The organism is Candidatus Binatia bacterium, assembly GCA_035631035.1.
Taxonomy (GTDB): Bacteria; Eisenbacteria; RBG-16-71-46; order SZUA-252; family SZUA-252; genus DASQJL01.
Genome location: DASQJL010000107.1, coordinates 1 through 19,015 on the forward strand (window position 1 = coordinate 1; position 19,015 = coordinate 19,015).

Here is a 19,015-nt window from a genome sequence, read left to right on the forward strand (position 1 = left end):
GGCTGGGCGCTTCGCCGGCGCGGGGCCGTGGGCTCGGCCTCCACGCGCCTGCGCGCGCACGCTCCCGCCCGGATCGTCGAGCGGATGCGCGAGCGCCTGCTGGACCTGCGCCGCCGCGCCGAGCGCGCCTCGACGGGGGATCTTGCCAAGCGCCGGAAGGAGGCGGCCGCGCGCGCGCGGCTGCTGGGATCCTACGACTACCGCGGCGTGCTCCGCCGCGGCTACGCGCTGGTCTGGAACGAGGAGGGCGCGCGTCTCGTGAACCGCGGACGGAACCTTCGCCCCGGCGAGGGGATTCGAGTACAGTTCCACGACGCCCGCGCCGAGGCCTCGGTCACGCGCGTGGATCCGTCGTCCGAGGAGGAAACGCCATGAAGCGGAAGGAAGGGCCGCCCCCCGACGCGCCCACGTTCGAGAGCATGATGGAGCGGCTCGAGCAGCTGGTGGGGACGCTCGAGTCGGGCAACCTGAGCCTCGAGGACTCGATCCATTCCTTCGAGGAGGGGATGGCGCTGGTGAAGCGCTGCACCGAGGTGCTCGACCAGGCCGAGCAGCGGATCCAGAAGCTCACGCGCGACGCCCAGGGGGCGCCGCGGACGGAACCGGTCGCGGAGGACGACGAGGCGGATGAAGGGCGGAGCGGCGAGCTCCCGTTTTGAGCGCTACCTCGAGCGCGCGCGTCCCCGCATCGACCGCGCGCTCGACGGAACGCTCCCGCGCGCGTCGGCCGAGCCCCGCCGGCTGCACGCGGCCATCCGCTACAGCGTGTTCGCGGGAGGGAAGCGGCTTCGCCCCGCGCTCTGCCTGCTCGCGTGCGAGTCGGTCTCGGGCGCCTGCGGCGAGGCGATGCACGCCGCCGCCGCGCTCGAGATGATCCACACGTTCAGCCTGATCCACGACGATCTCCCCGGCATGGACGACGACGACTGGCGCCGCGGGCGCCTCACCAACCACAAGGTGTTCGGCGAGGGGATGGCGATCCTCGCCGGCGACGCGCTGCTCGCGCTCGCGTTCGAGACGCTGGCCACGCGCCCCACCGGGCGCGCCAAGGATCCGCGCGCGCTCCTCCGAACCGTCTGCGAGGCCACCGGCCACGAGGGGATGATCGGGGGGCAGGCGCTCGACCTCCTCTACGAGCGGCAGCGCGTCTCGTTCGCCCGCGTGCTGCGGATGCACCGGCGCAAGACGGGGATGCTCCTGCGCGGCTCGCTCCTCGTCGGCGCTCAGGTGGCGGGCGCGAGCGCGGCGGCGCTTCGGCGCTTCGGCGACTACGGCGACCGGATCGGCGTCGCGTTCCAGATCACCGACGACATCCTGAACGAGCGCTCTACGAAGCGGGCGACGGGGAAGAGCGTGCGGTCGGACCGCGCGCGCGGCAAGGCCACGGCGCCCTCCAGCGGGGGGATGGCCCGCGCCGAGCGCGAGGTGGAGCGGCTCCTGGACGAGGCGGCCCGGATCGCCCCGCGGCTGGGCCGCCGCGCCGAGGAGTTCGCGTCGCTCGCCGAATTCCTTCGCCATCGGACGCGCTGACGCATGAACCAGGCGCCCCAGGGAGGGGAACGCTGATGGGTTTCACCGCGAATCCGCTGCTGCACGCGCTGCTCTGCGGCTTCCTCGTGCAACTCAGCAAGGTGTTGACCTTCCTCTTGCAAGAGCGGAAAATCAATGTGCGGCGGTTCGTGGAAACCGGCGGCATGCCCAGCAGCCACGCGGCTTCGGTGATGGCCCTGACCACCTGTGTCGGGCTTCGCGAAGGCGTTCGATCCGTTCTCTTCGGCGTCGTCCTGTACTTCAGCCTCATCGTGATGTACGACGCCGCAGGGCTTCGGCGGGCTGCCGGCCGTCAGGCCACCCTGCTCAACAGGATCCTGCACGAGCACCTGCAGCTTTCGGGACCGCCCGCGGAGCGACTGCGCGAGCTTCTGGGACATACGCCGATCGAAGTCTTGGTGGGCGCCTTGATCGGCGTCCTGTTCTCGTTCGCCATCTATCGCCCCCCGGGAGGACCGTGAGCACCGCCAGCACATCCCCTACCGCCGCCACGAACCACCTGGCCGGCATCTCCAGCCCCGAGGACCTGAAGCGCCTTCCGCCCGAGGCCCTCCCGGCGCTGGCCGACGAGATCCGCGAGCGGATCCTCTCCGTCGTCTCCAAGACCGGCGGCCACCTGGCTCCCAGCCTCGGCACCGTGGAGCTGACGATCGCGCTCCACTACGTCTTCAACACCCCCGAGGATGTCCTGATCTGGGACGTGGGGCACCAGGCCTACGGCCACAAGATCCTGACCGGGCGGAACGACCGCTTCGACACCATCCGGCGCGAGGGGGGCCTGTCGGGCTTTCCGCGCCGGGTCGAGAGCCCCTACGACCCGTTCGGCACCGCGCACGCCTCCACCGCCATCTCCGCCGCGCTCGGCTTCGCCTGCGCGCGCGATCTGGCGCACGAGAAGCGCCGCGTGGTCGCGGTCGTCGGCGACGGCGCGCTGACCGGCGGACTGGCCTACGAGGGGATGAACCAGGCGGGCGCGGCGGGAACCGATCTGCTCGTCGTGCTGAACGACAACTCGATGTCGATCTCGCCGAACGTGGGCGCGATCTCGCAGTACCTGACGCGCCTGACGGCGGGGCCGATTTTCCGCCGCCTCGAAGCCGACCTCTGGGATCTCCTCGGCAAGCTCCCCGCGGGCGGCGCGGCGCGCAAGCTCGCGAGCCGGATCAAGGAGAGCATGAAGAACCTGGTCGTGCCGAACGTGCTCTTCGAAGAGCTGGGCTTCAAGTACTTCGGCCCGATCGACGGACACGACCTCACCACGCTGCTCACGGTGCTGAACCAGGTGAAGGAGATGAAGGGACCGGTCCTCCTCCACACGCTGACCCGGAAGGGGAAGGGGTACGGCCCCGCCGAGGAGGATTCACGCAAGTTCCACGGCGTCTCCTCGTTCGACAAGCTGACCGGGGCGAGCGCACGGAAGACCTCCGGCCCGGCCTACACCGAGGTCTACGGCCAGGCCATGATCGAGATGGCGCGGCTCGACCCCAAGATCATGGCCATCACCGCCGCCATGACCGACGGCACCGGCCTCACGAAGTTCGCGACGACCTTCCCCGACCGCTTCCACGACGTCGGGATCGCCGAGCAGCACGCCGTCTGCTTCGCCGCGGGCGTCGCCGCCGCGGGGCTGCGCCCCTTCGCCACGATCTACTCCACATTCTTGCAAAGAGCCTACGACCAGATCGTGCACGACGTGGCGGTGCAGGGGCTGCCGGTGCGCTTCGCGCTCGACCGCGCGGGGCTGGTCGGCGAGGACGGCGCGACGCATCACGGCGTCTTCGACATCGCCTACCTCCGCTGCCTGCCCGGGATGGTGCTGATGGCTCCCAAGGACGAGAACGAGCTGCGCCGCATGCTCGTCACGATGGCCGCGCACGACGCGGGCCCGATCGCGGTGCGCTACCCGCGCGGCGCGGGCGTGGGCGCGGCCCTCGACCCCAATCCGCAGCCGCTCGCGATCGGCGAAGCGGAGCTGATCCGCTCCGGGAAGGACGTCGTGCTCGTCGCCTACGGCTCGATGGTCTCCGTCGCCGAGAAGACGGCCTCGCTCCTCGCCGAGTCGGGCGTGGACGCCGCGGTGATCAACGCCCGCTTCGCCAAGCCGCTCGATGAGGCGATGCTCCTCGACTGGGCGCGCCGCGTGCCGCGCCTGGTGACGCTGGAGGAGGGCGCGCTCGCGGGCGGGTTCGGCGACGCCGTCCTCGAGCTGTTCGCGAAGACCGCGGTCCCCGGGGTCCAGGTCCGCGCGTTCGGCGTTCCGGACCGCTTCTTCGACCACGGCTCGCGCGAGTCGCTCCTTCTGGCCGCCGGGCTCCATCCCGACCTGCTCGCCCCGGAGATCCGCCGCTTCCTCGCCGGCGATTCACGAACGGCGACGGAACCGCTCGCCCCCAAGGCACCCAGCGCCCCCATCGCCACCCACGCATGATCCGCCCACCCCGCCACCTGGGGATCGTCGGCAACCGCGGGAAAGAGGGGGTGCGCGCGCTCGTGCCGCCGCTCATCCGCTGGGCGCGGGCGCAGGGGCGGAAGGTCTCGCTGGACCGGGAGCTGGCCCGCGGGATGCGCGGCGTCGGCGCGGGAATCTCGCTGGAGGCGCTGGTCAAGCGCGCCGACGCGATCCTCGTGCTGGGCGGCGACGGCACCATGCTCGGCACCGCGCGCGCCGCCTCCGCCGCGGGCGTTCCGATCCTCGGCGTGAACCTGGGGGGCCTGGGCTTCCTGACGGAGACCGCGCAGGAGGACCTCTATCCCGCCCTGGAGCGCCTGTTCCGCGGCGACGTGACGCTGGAGCGGCGCACCATGGTCGAAGCGCGGATCCGGCGGCGCGGAGCCAGGAGCGTGTGGCAGGAGGTGGGGCTGAACGACGCGGTGATCCACCCCTCCGAGCGATCGCGCGTGATCTCGATGGACCTGAGGATCGGCGGGAAGGAGATCGGGACGCTGGTGGGGGACGGCCTCATCGTCGCGAGCCCGACCGGCTCGACCGCCTACTCGCTCTCGGCGGGCGGCCCCATCGTCCGCCCTTCGGTCGAGGCGCTCCTCGCCACGCCGATCAGTCCGCACACGGTGACGTGGCGGCCGCTCCTGGTCGGCGCCGACGAGACCATCGCCGTCCGGCTGCGCCCCGGCCACCCGCGCGCCAGCCTCACCATGGACGGCCAGGTGGCGCGCACCGTCACCCCCGATGACGAGATCCTGATCCGCCGCGCGCGACGCCGCGCGACCCTCATCGTGCTCGAGCCCGAGTCCTTCTACGACGTCCTCCGCACCAAGCTCGCGTGGGCCACGTCGCCGCGGGGACGGGTCCCGGACCAATAGCCGGACGGACCTCGCTCCCATGCTTCGCTGGCTCTCCATCCAGGGTCTGGCGCTCGTCGACTCGGTCGAGCTGGAGTTCGCCGCCGGATTGAACGTGCTCACGGGGGAGACAGGCGCCGGGAAGTCGCTCGTCCTGGGCTCGATCGGCCTCCTGCTCGGCGACCGCGCCGACGGTGCCTGGCTCCGCGCCGGCGAATCGCGCGGTTCGGTCGAGGGGACGTTCGACCTCGCCGGACGCCTCGACCTGGCCGAGGCGCTGCGCGCCCACGACGTCGAGCCCGAGGAGGGCCGCGTCGTGCTGCGCCGCGAGGTGGCCGCGAACGGAACGACGCGAGCGTTCGTGAACGGTCGCGGCGTCCTTGTAGCACGGCTTCGCGCCGTGGGCGACCTCCTTGTGGACCTGCACGGCCAGCACGAGCACCAGCAGCTCCTCGATCCCGCCCGCCAGGCCGACTTCTTCGACGCGTGGGCGGGGACGTGGGAAGAGCGCCTGGCGCTGGAGGCCGAGCGCGCCGCCATCCTCGAGGACCGCCGCGCGGCAGCCGCCGGCCGCGAGGCCCTGGACCGCGATCGCGCCGAGGAGGAGACGCTGCGCGCCGACCTCGCCGAGCTCGAGAACCTGAAGCTCGAGGCCGGGGAAGAGGAGGCACTCCTCCGCGATCGTGAGCGCCTGGTTCACCGGGAGCGGATTCTCCAGGCGCTGAGCGAGGGGCTGGCGCTGCTCGCGGACGATGAGACCGGCGCCGAGTCGCGCCTGCGGCGCGCGGTGAAGGCGCTTCGCGCCGGCGCCGCGCTCGATGCGGGGCTCGATCCGCTCGTCGAGGAGGCCGAGGCCGCATCCGAGACCGCGGCGGCGCTGTCGTCGCGCGCCGAGACGGAGCGGGCGCGGCTGTTGGAAGAGCCGCTCGATCTCGATCGCGTCGAGGAGCGACTGGACCGGATCCATCGCCTGAAGCGGAAGCACCGCACCGACGCGGCGGGCCTTCTCTCCTTGGCGGAGGAGCTCCAGGCGCGGGTGCGCCAGCTTGCGCCGGGGGCCGAGGAGCTGGCCCGGCTGGAGCGGGCGCTGGCGGCGCGGACCGAGGCCTACGAACGCCGGCTCGACGGGCTCGTGGAGCGCCGGGCGGCCCGCGCGGCGGCGTTCGAGCGCGCCGCGGGAGCACTCCTCGACCGGCTGGGATTCGGCAAAGCGCGCCTCGGCGCGGCGCCCTCCGGCGATCCGTCGGGCGGCCGGAGCCGCCCCGCGATTGACCCCGCTCCGATCCCCGCTCTAGAATTCGAGTTCCAGCCGAATCCCGGCGAACCCCCGCGACCGCTCCGCAGAATCGCCTCGGGAGGGGAGCTCTCCCGGGTGATGCTCGCCGTGAAGTCGCTCATGGCGGACAAGGACCGCGTGGCCGTCCTGGTCTTCGACGAGGTGGACCAGGGGATCGGGGGAGCCGTGGGGGAGGAGGTCGGGGCGCTGCTCCGCGACCTCGGAAGCAAGCGCCAGGTGCTCTGCATCACGCACCTCCCGCTGATCGCGGCCTACGCCGAACGGCAGCTCCAGGTGGCAAAGGCGACGGCGCGGGGAAGGACGACGACGACCGTGGCGCCGCTCTCCGAAGAGGAGCGCGTCGAAGAGATCGCGCGCATGCTCGCGGGCGCCCGCGCCGGCGAGACGGCGCGCCGGCAGGCCCGGGAGCTCCTGAGCGGGGCGAGATCCGGCGCCAAAGGCGCCGCCGCACCGCCCCGAAAGCGCGCGGGTGTCGCGCAGGGCGCGGCCCCGCGCGCCAGGACCGCCAAAGGAAGAGGATGATCACACCGAGCCTCGAGGACTATCGCGCGCTCGCGCGCCGCTACAACCTGGTGCCGGTGATGCGCGAGGTCCTGGCCGACTTCGACACGCCGGTCTCGGCGTTCGCCAAGCTGAACCGGGGCGATGCCTCCTTCCTGCTGGAGAGCCTCGAAGGGGGCGAGACGTGGGGTCGCTATTCCATCCTCGGCTTCCGACCCTCGCTCGAGTTCCGAGCCAAGGGATCGGTGGTCGAGACGCGCCGCGGCGAACGGACCGAGCGCTCCGAGTCCCAGGACCCGCTGGAATCGCTGCGGGCGCTGCTCCTCTCCGTGAGCGCCGCCCCGGTCGCGAACCTTCCACCGTTCAGCGGCGGCGCGGTTGGACTCGTGGGGTACGACTACGTGCGATTCCTGGAGCGGATCCCCGCGCGCGCCCCCGACGACCTGGGGCAGCCCGACCTCCACTTCGTCTTTCCCGACCTGGTGCTCGCGTTCGACAACTTCCGCCACCGCCTCCAGCTGGTCGCGAACACGCGACCCGGGAGCGATCCCGACCGCGCCTATCGCGACGCGGTCGCGTCGATCGGCGAGATGCTGGCGCGCCTGGCGCAGCCGGCTCCGGCCCCCGCCGCGTCCGAACGCGCGAACGGGGAGGTGGCGTTCACCAGCAACCTCGGCCGCGAGGGCTACGCGCGCGCCGTCCTCGCCGCCAAGGAGCACATTCGCGCCGGAGACATCGTCCAGGTCGTGCTCGCGCACCGGCTGGAGGCGACCGCGGCGGTCAGCCCCTTCGACGTCTATCGCGCGCTCCGGATCCTGAACCCCTCCCCCTACATGTACTACCTGCGCTACTCGGACCGCTCGGTCGCGGGCTCCTCGCCGGAGATCCTGGTCCGCACGTCGGGCCGGAAGGTCGCGCTCCGCCCGATCGCCGGGACGCGTCCGCGCGGCGCGACGCGCGAGGAGGACGCCGCGCTGGAGCAAGAGCTCCTCGCGAGCGAGAAGGATCGCGCCGAGCACGTGATGCTGGTGGACCTCGGGCGGAACGACGTGGGGAAGGTCGCCGAGATCGGGAGCGTGCGCACCACGGAGTTCATGACCGTGGAGCGCTACTCCCACGTGATGCACCTGGTGAGCCACATCGAGGGAACGCTGCGGGAGGGGCTCGGGCCCTTCGACGTCCTTCGCGCCTGCTTCCCGGCGGGGACGGTGAGCGGCGCGCCGAAGAAGCGCGCGATGGAGATCATCGAATCGCTCGAGCCCTCCCGGCGCGGCGCCTACGCGGGGGCGATGGGCTATTTCGACTTCCACGGCAACGCGGACTTCTGCATCACCATCCGGACCGCGACGTTCGAAGGAGGCCGCGTCCACCTGGGCGTGGGGGCCGGCATCGTGGCCGACTCCGATCCCGAGGAGGAGTGGACCGAGACGCGCAACAAGGGGCGCGCCGTGGAAGCGGCGGTGCGCCTGGCCGCGGGAGGGCTGGACGCGTGATCCTGATGATCGACAACTACGACTCGTTCACCTGGAACCTGGTCCAGTACCTGGGGGAGCTGCGGGAGACCCCGCGCGTCGTCCGGAACGACGAGATCACCGTGGACGAGGCGCTCGCCCTGAAGCCCGAGGCCATCGTCATCTCCCCGGGCCCGGGCCGCCCCGACGACGCGGGGATCAGCAAGGAGCTGATCCGGCGCGCCGCGGGATCGGTGCCGATCCTGGGCGTCTGCCTGGGGCACCAGTGCATCGGCGAGGTCTTCGGGGGCACGATCGTCCGGGCCGAGCGGCTCGTGCACGGGAAGACCTCGGCGATCATCCACACGGGGCGGGGGATCTTCCTCGACGTGGACAATCCCTTCATGGCGACGCGCTACCACTCGCTCCTCGTCGCGCGCGAGGGGATCCCCGACGCGCTCGCGGTCGTCGCCTGGACGCCCGAGAACGAGATCATGGCGCTCCGCCACAAGGACCACGAGACCTGGGGCGTGCAGTTCCACCCCGAGTCGATCCTGACGGCCCACGGCAAGGACCTGCTCCGGAACTTCCTGCGCCTCGTCCCGGACGCGTCGGCGGCCCGCGCGGCCGCCGCGGCGCCCGCGCGCTGACCGGCTCTCCGCGTCGATGACATCCCGCGCGCGCCCCGGCGCACCCATCGCACCCTTCGCCTCCTTCGCCTCATGATCCGCGACCTCTTGCCGCGGCTGCTCGCGGGCGAGACCCTGAGCCGTGCCGAGGCGGCGGCGGCGGTGCGGAGCATGGTGCGCGGCGAGAGCGAGGACGGGCTGGTGGCATCCTTCCTCACCCTCCTCGCGCAGCGCGGGGAGACCGAAGCCGAGCTCTGGGGCGGGGCCGAAGCGCTGCGCGCCGAGGCGGTCCCGTTCCCCTGGAACGGGGGACCGCTGTTCGATACGTGCGGCACCGGCGGGGACGGGCGCGGATCGTTCAACGTCTCGACGACCGCGGCGTTCGTCGTGGCCGGAGCCGGAGTGCGCGTCGCCAAGCATGGGAACCGCTCGGTGTCGAGCGCGTGCGGCAGCGCCGACGTGCTGGAGTCGCTGGGCGCCCACATCGACCTCGGCCCCGAGGGCGCCGCGGCCGTGCTCGCGGAAACCGGATTCACCTTTCTCTACGCGCGCCGCTTCCATCCCGCGATGCGGCGGGTGGCGGGCGTCCGGCAGACGCTCGGGTTTCGCACGCTGTTCAACTGGCTCGGCCCGCTCTCGAATCCCGCGCGCGCCACGCACCAGCTGGTCGGGGTGCCCGATCCCGCCCGGGTCGAGCCGGTCGCGCGCGTGCTCGGCGCCCTGGGCGCGGTGCGGGCGCTGGTCGTGCACGGCGCGGGGGGGATCGACGAGCTCGCGCTCGCGCCCGGAAACGTGGCGGCCGAGAGCGGGCGCTCGGAGACCGGCGCGCCCGCCGCGGTGCCGCGGTCGATCCGCCACGACGCGCTCGGCCTGCGCGACGCTCCGGTCGAGGCCCTGCGGGGCGGCGACGCCGACCGGAACGCGGCACTCCTGCGCGAGGTCCTCGCCGGCGAGCCGGGCGCGCGGCGGGACGCCGTGCTCCTGAACGCCGCCGCGGCGCTCTGGATCGCGGGCACCGCCCCCACGCTGGAGGAGGCGGTCGCGCGCGCCACGCTGGCGATCGACCGGGGCGATGCTCGGAAGGTGCTGGATCACTACATCGAGCTCTCGAAGAAGGTGGGGAGCGAGTGAGCGACTTCCTCGCCACCATCGTGGCCGAGCGCCTGGAGCGCGTGCGCCAGGACGCGGAGCGGGGCCCCTCGCGCGCCGCGCTGCGGGCCGAGGCCGAGGCCCGGCGCGACGAGCGGCGCCCGTTCCTGTCCGCGCTCCGGCGCGAGGCCGGAGCGCCGATCCGGGCGATCGCCGAGGTGAAGCGCGCCTCCCCCTCGGCGGGCGTCCTCCAGGCGGAGTACGATCCGGTGTCGCTGGCGCGCGCGTACCATGAAGCCGGCGCCGCCGCGATCTCGGTGCTGACCGAGCCGGCCCGTTTCCTGGGATCGCTGGAGGACCTGGCCGCGGTCCGCGAGGCCGTGACGCTCCCGGTTCTGCTCAAGGACTTCGTCGTGCACGAGCGGCAGATCTATGAAGCCGGAGCGCGCGGGGCCGACGCGGCCCTCCTGATCGTGGCCGCGCTCGACCCGCGCCAGCTGGGCGACTACGCGGCGCTCCTGTTCGAGCTGGGGATCGCGCCGCTGATCGAGATCCACGAGCCTCGCGAGATCGACGCGGCGCTCGCGGCGCCGGGCGCCCTCGGCGTGAACAACCGGGACCTGCGCACCCTGGCGATGCGCCCGGGTCATGCCGAGACGATGCTGCCGCTCCTTCCGCCCGACCGCGTGCGGATCGCGGAGAGCGGCTATCACGATCGCGCCGCGATCGAGCGGGTGGAGCGGCTCGGGGCCGACGCGGTGCTCGTCGGAGAGGCGCTGCTCCGGGCGGAGCGGCCTTCGGAGGCTCTCGCGGAGCTGCTCGGCACCGGTCCGTCAACAAAGGAGGAGCCGTGAGGACGCGCATCAAGGTCTGCGGCATCACGAGCGCCGAGGACGCGCGGTTCGCGCTGGATTCGGGCGCCGACTTCCTGGGCCTGGTGCTCACCGAATCGCCCCGGCGGGTCGACGCGGCCCGGGCGCGCTCCATCCGGGAGTCGCTCCCGGGCGGGGCGCCGCTCGTGGGCGTCTTCGCGGAGGAGCCGCCCGAGACCGTGGCCCCGCTCGCGGAAGCGCTCGGACTCCACGCCGTCCAGGTGGCGGGCTGGCTGGAACGCGAGGGAACCTTTCCGTTCGAGGTGTGGCACGTGCTGCGCGGCGCCACGCTTCCCGACCCCACGACCCTGCCGATGATTCCGCTCCGAACGTACCACCTGGATGCCTACGACCCCGCGCGCGCCGGCGGCACGGGACGGCTCGCCGACTGGGCGTGGGCCGCCTCCGCGGTGGAGGTCGGGCGCCGCCTGATCGTGGCGGGGGGACTCAACCCCGACAACGTCGGGACCCTGGTGCGGGACGTTCGTCCCTACGGCGTGGACGCTTCCAGCGGCCTCGAGTCCGCGGTGGGGAAGAAGAGTCCCGAGAAGGTGCGCGCCTTCGTCGAGCGGATCCGCGCCGCGGACCAGTCGCGTCCCAAGCGATCATGAGCGCGCGCGCGGGCCAGCCGGCGGAGGGGCGCTTCGGCGCCTACGGCGGACGCTACGTGCCGGAGACCCTCCTCGGCCCGGTGCTCGAGCTGGCGGAGGCGTACGAAGCCGCGCGCCGCGACCCCTCGTTCCAGGCCGAGCTGGATTCGGAGCTCCGGAATTTCGCCGGCCGGCCGACCCCGCTCGCCCTGGCGCCGCGCTTCGCCGCGCGCGCCGGGGTCGCGCGCGTCTACCTGAAGCGCGAAGACCTCCTCCACACCGGCGCCCACAAGATCAACAACGCGATCGGCCAGGCGCTCCTGGCGCGGCGGATCGGCAAGAAGCGGCTCGTCGCGGAGACGGGGGCGGGGCAGCACGGCGTGGCCACCGCGACCGCGGCCGCGCGCTACGGTCTGGCGTGCACGGTCTACATGGGCGAGGTGGACATGGCCCGGCAGCGGCCCAACGTGGAGCGCATGCGGCTCCTCGGGGCGGAGGTTCGCCCCGTGGCCTCCGGCTCGCGCACCCTGAAGGATGCCATCAACGAGGCGATGCGCGACTGGTCGGGCTCGGTGCGCGACACGCACTACCTGCTCGGGTCGGTGCTCGGTCCGCACCCCTACCCGACGATGGTCCGGGACTTCCAGGCGGTGATCGGCCGCGAGGCGAGGGAGCAGTTCCTGGAAGCCGAAGGCCGTCTTCCCGACCTTCTCGTCGCCTGCGTGGGCGGCGGGAGCAACTCCATCGGCCTCTTCCACGCCTTCCTGGGGGACGCCGCCGTCCGGATGGTCGGGGTCGAGGCCGGGGGAGAGGGGATCGCGACGGGGCGCCACGCCGCGCGCTTCGCCGAGCCGGCCGAGGGGATCCTTCACGGGACCAGGACCCTGGTGCTCCAGGACGCCGCGGGCCAGGTGCGGGAGACCCACTCCATCTCGGCGGGGCTCGACTACCCGGCCGTGGGGCCCGAGCACGCCATGCTGGGCGCGGCGGGCCGCGTGGTCTACGACACCGCCACCGACGCGGAGGCGCTGGCCTCCTTCAGCGCCCTCGCCACGGAGGAGGGGATCCTTCCGGCGCTGGAGTCGAGCCACGCGCTTGCCTACGTCCTTCGGGAGGGGGCGTCCGGAAAAATCCCACCCGCTTCCGTGATCGTGGTAAACCTGTCCGGACGCGGCGACAAGGACCTTTCGGTTATCGAAGGGCTCCTCAGACCCGGTTCCGGCCAAGCTAAGGCTTGACCGGAACAAGCGATTCTGCTATCATTTGCCGGTCTCGTCAGACCGGTTTCTAGGGACAGCTTGCTCGGCATCGGCGGGTCGTTGAGATCCCCCCTCCTGGCCGTCATGGCGGCCAACCCTCCGCGCTTCCGCGGGGCCAGCAAAGCCAAGTCCTAGGTCCGCGCCACCCATCCTCGGGAGGCCCCGGACCGCCGCACGGCTCCGTGTGCGGTCGAAGGAGTCCTGCACAACGTGGAGACGCAGCCGCAAGGAAGGACCCTTTCGTGGCACTGGGCAAGGAACCCCCTCGTGTATCCCCTAAGGAGGCCTGCATGAAGTTCGGATTTCGGCATCTCATCCTGTCCGCATTGCTGCTCCTCGCGTTCGCCGCGAACGCGAAGGCGCAGTACCTGTGGATGGACACCAACGGCGACGGCGTGAACACCTCCGCGGACGTCATGAGCCCGAACGGCACGGGTACGACCGTGGACGTCTGGCTCAACACCGCGCACAACAAAGACGGCTCGGCCGCGGTCTGCCAGTCGGGCGATCCCGACGCGACGCTTCAGACCTGGAATTCCTTCGCCACGCACATCAATGCCAGCGGTGGAACGGTCACCTTCACGGGTTACACGAACCAGGTGGCGGCCTTCACCATCAACTGCTCCAACAACGGCGTGGCGTTCAACGCGAACAGCACCGAGATGGCGCAGTGCCAGGCAACCGGCACGCCGGTCGGCAACGGCGGCGTCAACATCAAGCTGTTCACCGTCACCGTCACCGGGGTCACCGGCACCCCGTCGCTCGTCTTCGTGCCGGGCAACACCCAGGACAACAACCCCACCTCCTTCGGCAGCGCGTGCGGTGGGCTCGACTTCGACAACACGATCAAGCTGGGCACGGACTTCATGGACGCCGACGGCATTGGCGCGGCCGCGGGCGGCAACTCGAGCCCGGTGATCAACGCTCCGGCGACGGCGACCGGCACCGAGGGGCAGTCGTTCACGCTGTCGGCGACGGCGACCGACGCGGATGCGGCCGACAACCTTTCGCTCACCGCGACCGGCTACCCGGCGTCGCTCACGCTCACGCCGGGCTCCGGCGTCTCTCCGGTGACCGCCACGCTGACCGGCACGCTCGGCTTCGGCGACCAGGGCAGCTACTCGATCGTCTGGTCGGTCTCGGACGGGCATAACCCGCCGGTCACCACGACGACGAACCTGACCGTCACGAACGTCGACCGGGCGCCGACCGTCTCGGCTCCGGCCACGGCGTCGGGCGCCGAGAACACGCTGATCACCTACACCGTCTCCGCCGCCGATCCGGACGGGGACGCGATCCTTTCGCTCACCGCGGCGCCGCTTCCGTCGGGCGCCACCTTCACGGCGAACGCCACCAAGACCGCGGGAACCTTCAGCTGGACGCCGACCTTCAGCCAGTCGGGCACCTACACCGTCACGACGACCGCGACGAACTCCCTGAGCGGCTCGGCCACGACGACGATCACGGTCACGAACGCGGATCGCGCGCCGGTGGTCACGGCTCCCGCGACGGCTTCGGGCGCCGCGAATTCGCTCATCACCTTCACGGTGACGGCATCGGATCCGGACGCGGACGCGATCACCTCGCTGACGGCGTCGCCGCTTCCGACCGGCGCCACGTTCACGGCCAACGCGTCCAACACCTCGGGCACGTTCAGCTGGACGCCGACCAATGCCCAGACGGGCACGTTCAACGTCACCTTCACGGCGGCGAACAGCCTCTCCGGCACGGCGACGACGGCCATCACGGTGACGGCGGGCGATCGCGCGCCGGTCGTCACGGCTCCGGCGACGGCTTCAGGCGCCGAGAACACGCTGATCACCTTCACGGTGACGGCGTCGGACCCGGACGCGGATCCGATCACTTCGCTCACGGCCGCCCCGCTGCCTTCGGGGGCGACGTTCACGGCGAACGCCTCGAACACCTCGGGGACCTTCAGCTGGACGCCTAGCTTCACCCAGTCCGGCTCGTACAGCGTGACCTTCACGGCGGCGAACGCGCTCACGGGCACGGCGACGACGTCGATCACGGTCACGAACGCCGACCGGGCGCCGGTGGTCACGGCTCCGGCGACGGCCTCGGGTGCCGCGAATACGCTCATCACCTTCACCGTCACCGCGTCGGATCCCGACGGCGACGCGATCACGTCGCTCGCGGCCGCCCCGCTTCCTTCGGGCGCCACGTTCACGGCGAACGCTTCGAACACCTCGGGGACCTTCAGCTGGACCCCGACCAGCGGTCAGACGGGCACGTTCAACGTGACCTTCACGGCCACGAACGCGCTCACCGGCTCGGCCACGACGGCGATCACGGTGACGCCTCCGGGCGACACGGCGCCGCAGGTCACCGCGCCTCCGACCGCCGCGGGTGACGAGAACACGACCATCAACTTCGTCGTCACCGCCAGCGATCCCGATGCGGATCCGATCACCTCCCTCACGGCGTCGCCGCTGCCTTCGGGCGCGACGTTCACGGCGAATGCCACGAACACCGCGGGGACGTTCAACTGGACGCCCAGCTTCACGCAGTCGGGGACGTACAACGTGACGTTCACCGCCTCGAACGCGCTCACCGGCTCGGCCGTCACGGCGATCACGGTGAACAACGTCGACCAGGCGCCGGCGGTCACGGCCCCTGCGACGGCTTCGGGCGCTGAGGGCACGCTGATCACCTTCACGGTCACGGCCTCCGACCCGGACGGCGACGCGATCGCGTCGCTCACGGGCGCGCCGCTGCCTTCGGGCGCGACGTTCACGGCCAACGCCACGAACACCGCGGGCACCTTCAGCTGGACCCCGTCGGCGACCCAGTCCGGCACCTACAGCGTGACCTTCACGGCGTCGAACGCCCTCTCGGGCTCGGCGACGACGGCGATCACGGTGAACAACGTCGACGCCGCACCGATCGTCACGGCTCCGTTGTCGCAGTCGGGCGGCGAGGGCACCACGATCACCTTCACGGTCACCGCGTCCGATCCGGACGGCGACCCGATCACGTCGCTGACCGCGAGCGGCACGGCGATCACGGCGGGCGCCACCTTCACGGCGGACGCTTCGAACACGACGGGCACCTTCGAGTGGGTAGCGGCCGGTCCGCAGGGCTCCTACTCGGTGACCTTCACGGCGTCGAACGCGCTCAGCGGCTCGGCGACGACGACGGTCAACGTCACGGGCGTGAACCACGAGCCGGTCGTCACGGCTCCGGCCAACGCGACGGGTGACGAGGGAACGCTCATCACCTTCACCGTGTCGGCGACGGATGCCGACGGCGACCACGTCACGCTCCAGGCCCTGGGCCTTCCGTCGGGCGCGACGTTCACCGACAACGGCGACAACACCGGCACCTTCAGCTGGACGCCGGGCTTCAACCAGGCGGGCAGCTACACGGTGACCTTCCAGGGCAGCGACGGCAACGGCGGCACGGGAACGGCCAACACGGTGGTCACCGTGACCGACGTGAATCGCGCTCCGACGGCGGATGCCGGCGGGCCGTACAGCGGCGTGATCAATGTGGCGATCTCGTTCGACGGCTCCGGCTCGTCGGATCCCGACGGCGACACGCTGACCTACGCCTGGGACTTCGGTGACGGCAGCACGGGGACCGGGGTGAACCCGTCCCATGCCTACACCGCGGGCGGCACCTACACGGTGACCCTCACGGTCACCGATACGGGCCTGCTCACGGGCACGGCCACGACCACCGCGACCATCTCGACGACGCTCTCGGCGATGGCGTTCACGGTCGGCGGCAACAAGACGACGTCCCTGGGCGCGGGCAAGCCGTACACCTGCATTCAGCTGGAAGCGGTGGACAACTCCTTCCAGAACACCGACGTCGACATCTCCAGCATCAAGATGGTCTCCACGGGCACCGGCTCGGTCTCCGAGATCTTTGCCGATGCTTCGAAGAGCAGCGTCGACGGCGACAAGAACGGCGACGGCGTCCAGGAGATCGTGGCGTGCTTCAAGAAGTCCGACCTGCGGCTCCTGTTCAGCAACCTGCCGGCCGGGCGCAACACCGTGAACGTCACGATCGAAGGAAGCCTCACGTCGGGCGCGACCTTCAGCGCTCCGCTCACGCTGATCGTCAAGAGCACGGGCGCGGTTCTGGTGGCCAGCGTGTCGCCGAACCCGCTCAACCCGCAGGCCAAGCTCACGTTCGCGACGAGCAAGCCGGGCGCCGTCCGGGTCCAGATGTTCGACCCGCAGGGCCGTCTGGTGAAGACGATCGCCGACGAGCGCGCGGCCATGGCCGGCTACCACGACTACACGATCGACGGACGCTCCTCGACCGGCGCCAAGCTGGCCTCGGGCGTCTACTTCGTCAAGATCGTGTCGGAGGCGGATGGCAGCACGGTGACGCGAGTCACCATCATGAAGTAGGGACGACCCTCGAGGGGATCGCCCGCAACACGGACGGGCGGGGCGCGCAAGCGTCCCGCCCGTTTCGTTGGGGGGGCCCGGGACGGCGCGCGAGGCGGGGTCTGGACGCGGGCCGGGGCGGCGACGTATCGTACCTCCGCTCCGTCGCCCATCCATATCCGCGGCCATTCGGCCGAACCCTGGAGGGATCCCCATGAAGGGACTTCGCCGCCTCATCGCATGGACGCTGGCCCTCACGTTCCTCGCCCTTCCCTGCGTTCGGGCCCGGGCCGGCAGCGACGAGGTCCGTCGCGGTTACGGAGCCGGCTCCGCGGCCCTGGAGCTGCAGGGGAGTCCCGTCGGCTTTCTCCGGAGCGCGAGCGGCGGCGATCTGGAGGGGGACGTGGTAGCAACCCCCGCGGCGTCCGGCTTCAACAAGCACATCGCCTCCGTCCATTACACCGATCTCGTCCTGGAAGTGGGGGCGGGCATGGAGCCGGCGGTCTACGACTGGATCGCGGCCGCGTGGGAGTCCAAAGCGACCCGGACCTCGGGAGCGGTGGCGATCGCGGACTACAGCTTCAACGTGATCGCCCGGAAGGAGTTCAGCGAGGCCCTCATCACCGAGACGTCGCTGCCGGCGCTGGACGCCGCCAGCAAGGATCCGGCGTTCCTGACCGTGCGGATCGCCCCCGAGACCGTCCGGAGGAACAAGGGCGGGGGAACGGTGCCCTCGACGCAGGCGGCCAAGCAGCGGCCATGGCTCGCGAACAGCTTCCGGCTCGAAATCCCCGGGCTCGACTGCACGCGCGTGCGCCGAATCGAGCCGATCCGGATCGGAACCAAGATCACCCACGACGATGCGGGGGAGACCCGCACGACTCCGGTCAACGAGCCGACGACCACGAAGGTTTCCGACCTGGTGGTCACGCTGCCCGAGGCGAACGCGGACACCTGGCTGGACTGGATGCAGCAGTTCCTCGCGCAGGGGAGGAACGACGACAGCCAGGAGAAGAACGGCGATCTCGTGCTCCTCGGGACCGACATGCAGAGCGAGATCGCCCGCATTCACCTCTACGGCCTGGGGATCTCGTCCCTGAAACAGACGAAGGCGGACAACGTCGACGCCATCCGCAGCGTCGTCTGCACGCTCTACTGCGAGCACGCGGCGCTGGAATGGAAGGGGGGCGGCGGCGCGGTCCTGAACGTCCGCGTCTTCGGCCGCTAGAACATCAGGCCGAAGGTCACCGGGATGATCCGCGTCGAGTTCTTCTCGAGGAAGCTCGTGTCGAAGCCCTGGTCGGTGTAGACGTTCTCCAGCCGGGCCTCGACGAAGCCGTGCAGGCTGGCCAGCTTGAACTGGACGCCCGCGCCGCCGTCGATTCCGAACTTGGTCTCATGCGCTGACGTCTCGGTGCCGGTGGAGTCCATCTTCGTCTCGACCCGGAACGCTCCGAGGCTGGCCGTGATGTAGGGGCGGATCGGACCCAGGGACATCCCGATCGTGATCCCGCCCATCCCGGAGAGGATGTTGCCGTTTCCGGTCGTCCCGAGTGGGGCGTGCTCCAGGTCGAACTTCTGATACCCGAGCGCGCCGCGGAGCCCGAGCGGGAACATCGGGGGCTTCACCTCGAGGATGCCGCGGACGTGGAAGCCGTCCTTGAGCGCGTCCTTGGCGTGGCTGACCGGAAGGCTCACGCCCCCGCCGATTCCAATCTGGACCATCTTGCCGGCGCCCGGGACCCCGGCCAGCGAGGGAGACGCCACAAGGAGACACAGCACCGCCGCCATCACGATCGTCCGCGACATGAGAACCTCCCCGTAGTGGGAACCACGTAGGCCAGAGAGGGGCAGGATACTGCGGCGCCAACGAAACGGCCAGCGCATCGAAAAAAGGTAGGTAGCTCGCGGGTCCCGACCGTATCCTCAGAGGTCATCGCCCCCGGCCGCTCGGCCGGTGGCGGAAATTTCCCGAGAAGCGACCGCAAGACATGAGCCGCCGCATCCTACTCGTCGAAGACGACCCTGATTCGGGCGAAGCCCTGATGCTCCTCCTCCAGACGCGAGGCTTCGACGTGGTCTGGGCGGAATCGGGGGAAGCCGCGCTCTCGACCT

Annotated in this window: 16 protein-coding genes; 15 read left to right on the plus strand and 1 reads right to left on the minus strand. The window is 71.3% G+C overall.

Translation table 11 applies throughout. From position 1 onward, the window contains the following. From VE326_11020 to VE326_11090, 15 genes are all read left to right on the plus strand, one after another. Nucleotides 1–375, plus strand: a 375-nt coding sequence (locus tag VE326_11020; protein ID HYJ33740.1) for an exodeoxyribonuclease VII large subunit, incomplete at its 5' end; no start/stop codon positions are given. Then, nucleotides 372–659 carry an exodeoxyribonuclease VII small subunit gene (gene xseB / locus VE326_11025; GenBank protein HYJ33741.1) on the plus strand — a complete coding sequence of 96 codons (288 nt, stop codon included), beginning with the start codon at nucleotides 372–374 and terminating at the stop codon, nucleotides 657–659. The genes VE326_11020 and xseB, both read left to right, overlap by 4 nt. Next, a complete protein-coding gene (locus VE326_11030; protein HYJ33742.1) occupies nucleotides 628–1,530 on the plus strand; it encodes a farnesyl diphosphate synthase in 903 nt (300 codons plus the stop codon). The genes xseB and VE326_11030 overlap by 32 nt, the downstream gene beginning before the upstream one ends. A gap of 35 nt (nucleotides 1,531–1,565) precedes the next feature. Next, nucleotides 1,566–2,012, plus strand: coding sequence for a divergent PAP2 family protein (locus VE326_11035; GenBank protein ID HYJ33743.1), 447 nt, complete (start codon nucleotides 1,566–1,568; stop codon nucleotides 2,010–2,012). Beyond that, nucleotides 2,009–3,979: a 1-deoxy-D-xylulose-5-phosphate synthase gene (gene dxs / locus VE326_11040; GenBank protein ID HYJ33744.1), complete on the plus strand. Its 1,971-nt coding sequence runs from the start codon at nucleotides 2,009–2,011 to the stop codon at nucleotides 3,977–3,979. The genes VE326_11035 and dxs overlap by 4 nt, the downstream gene beginning before the upstream one ends. Then, entirely contained in the window at nucleotides 3,976–4,872 is an 897-nt protein-coding gene (locus VE326_11045; GenBank protein HYJ33745.1) for an NAD(+)/NADH kinase, read from the plus strand. The genes dxs and VE326_11045 overlap by 4 nt, the downstream gene beginning before the upstream one ends. 19 nt (nucleotides 4,873–4,891) lie before the next feature. After that, nucleotides 4,892–6,670 (plus strand): DNA repair protein RecN, encoded by a 1,779-nt coding sequence (recN, locus tag VE326_11050; protein HYJ33746.1) that lies wholly within the window; start codon nucleotides 4,892–4,894, stop codon nucleotides 6,668–6,670. Then, the gene (trpE, locus tag VE326_11055) at nucleotides 6,667–8,142 is read left to right on the plus strand and encodes an anthranilate synthase component I (protein HYJ33747.1); all 1,476 of its coding nucleotides are present in this window, start codon (nucleotides 6,667–6,669) and stop codon (nucleotides 8,140–8,142) included. The genes recN and trpE overlap by 4 nt, the downstream gene beginning before the upstream one ends. Further along, nucleotides 8,139–8,750 (plus strand): aminodeoxychorismate/anthranilate synthase component II, encoded by a 612-nt coding sequence (locus VE326_11060; GenBank protein HYJ33748.1) that lies wholly within the window; start codon nucleotides 8,139–8,141, stop codon nucleotides 8,748–8,750. Before trpE ends, VE326_11060 begins: the two co-directional genes overlap by 4 nt. 72 nt (nucleotides 8,751–8,822) lie before the next feature. Further along, nucleotides 8,823–9,860: an anthranilate phosphoribosyltransferase gene (gene trpD / locus VE326_11065; GenBank protein HYJ33749.1), complete on the plus strand. Its 1,038-nt coding sequence runs from the start codon at nucleotides 8,823–8,825 to the stop codon at nucleotides 9,858–9,860. Beyond that, nucleotides 9,857–10,672, plus strand: coding sequence for an indole-3-glycerol phosphate synthase TrpC (locus VE326_11070; GenBank protein HYJ33750.1), 816 nt, complete (start codon nucleotides 9,857–9,859; stop codon nucleotides 10,670–10,672). The genes trpD and VE326_11070 overlap by 4 nt, the downstream gene beginning before the upstream one ends. Further along, nucleotides 10,669–11,301, plus strand: coding sequence for a phosphoribosylanthranilate isomerase (locus VE326_11075; GenBank protein ID HYJ33751.1), 633 nt, complete (start codon nucleotides 10,669–10,671; stop codon nucleotides 11,299–11,301). Before VE326_11070 ends, VE326_11075 begins: the two co-directional genes overlap by 4 nt. After that, on the plus strand, nucleotides 11,298–12,518 hold the full coding sequence (gene trpB, locus VE326_11080; GenBank protein ID HYJ33752.1) for a tryptophan synthase subunit beta: 1,221 nt from the start codon (nucleotides 11,298–11,300) through the stop codon (nucleotides 12,516–12,518). The genes VE326_11075 and trpB overlap by 4 nt, the downstream gene beginning before the upstream one ends. 311 nt (nucleotides 12,519–12,829) lie before the next feature. Then, complete coding sequence (locus tag VE326_11085; protein HYJ33753.1) at nucleotides 12,830–16,921, plus strand: putative Ig domain-containing protein; 4,092 nt, start codon at nucleotides 12,830–12,832, stop codon at nucleotides 16,919–16,921. Nucleotides 16,922–17,114: 193 nt separating this feature from the next. Then, nucleotides 17,115–18,128, plus strand: a complete 1,014-nt coding sequence (locus VE326_11090) for a phage tail protein (protein HYJ33754.1) — start codon at nucleotides 17,115–17,117, stop codon at nucleotides 18,126–18,128. On the opposite strand, the gene VE326_11095 is transcribed toward VE326_11090, so the two are convergent. Further along, the gene (locus VE326_11095) at nucleotides 18,125–18,709 is read right to left on the minus strand and encodes an outer membrane beta-barrel protein (protein ID HYJ33755.1); all 585 of its coding nucleotides are present in this window, start codon (nucleotides 18,707–18,709) and stop codon (nucleotides 18,125–18,127) included. The genes VE326_11090 and VE326_11095 overlap by 4 nt on opposite strands. Nucleotides 18,710–19,015: the final 306 nt, after the last annotated feature.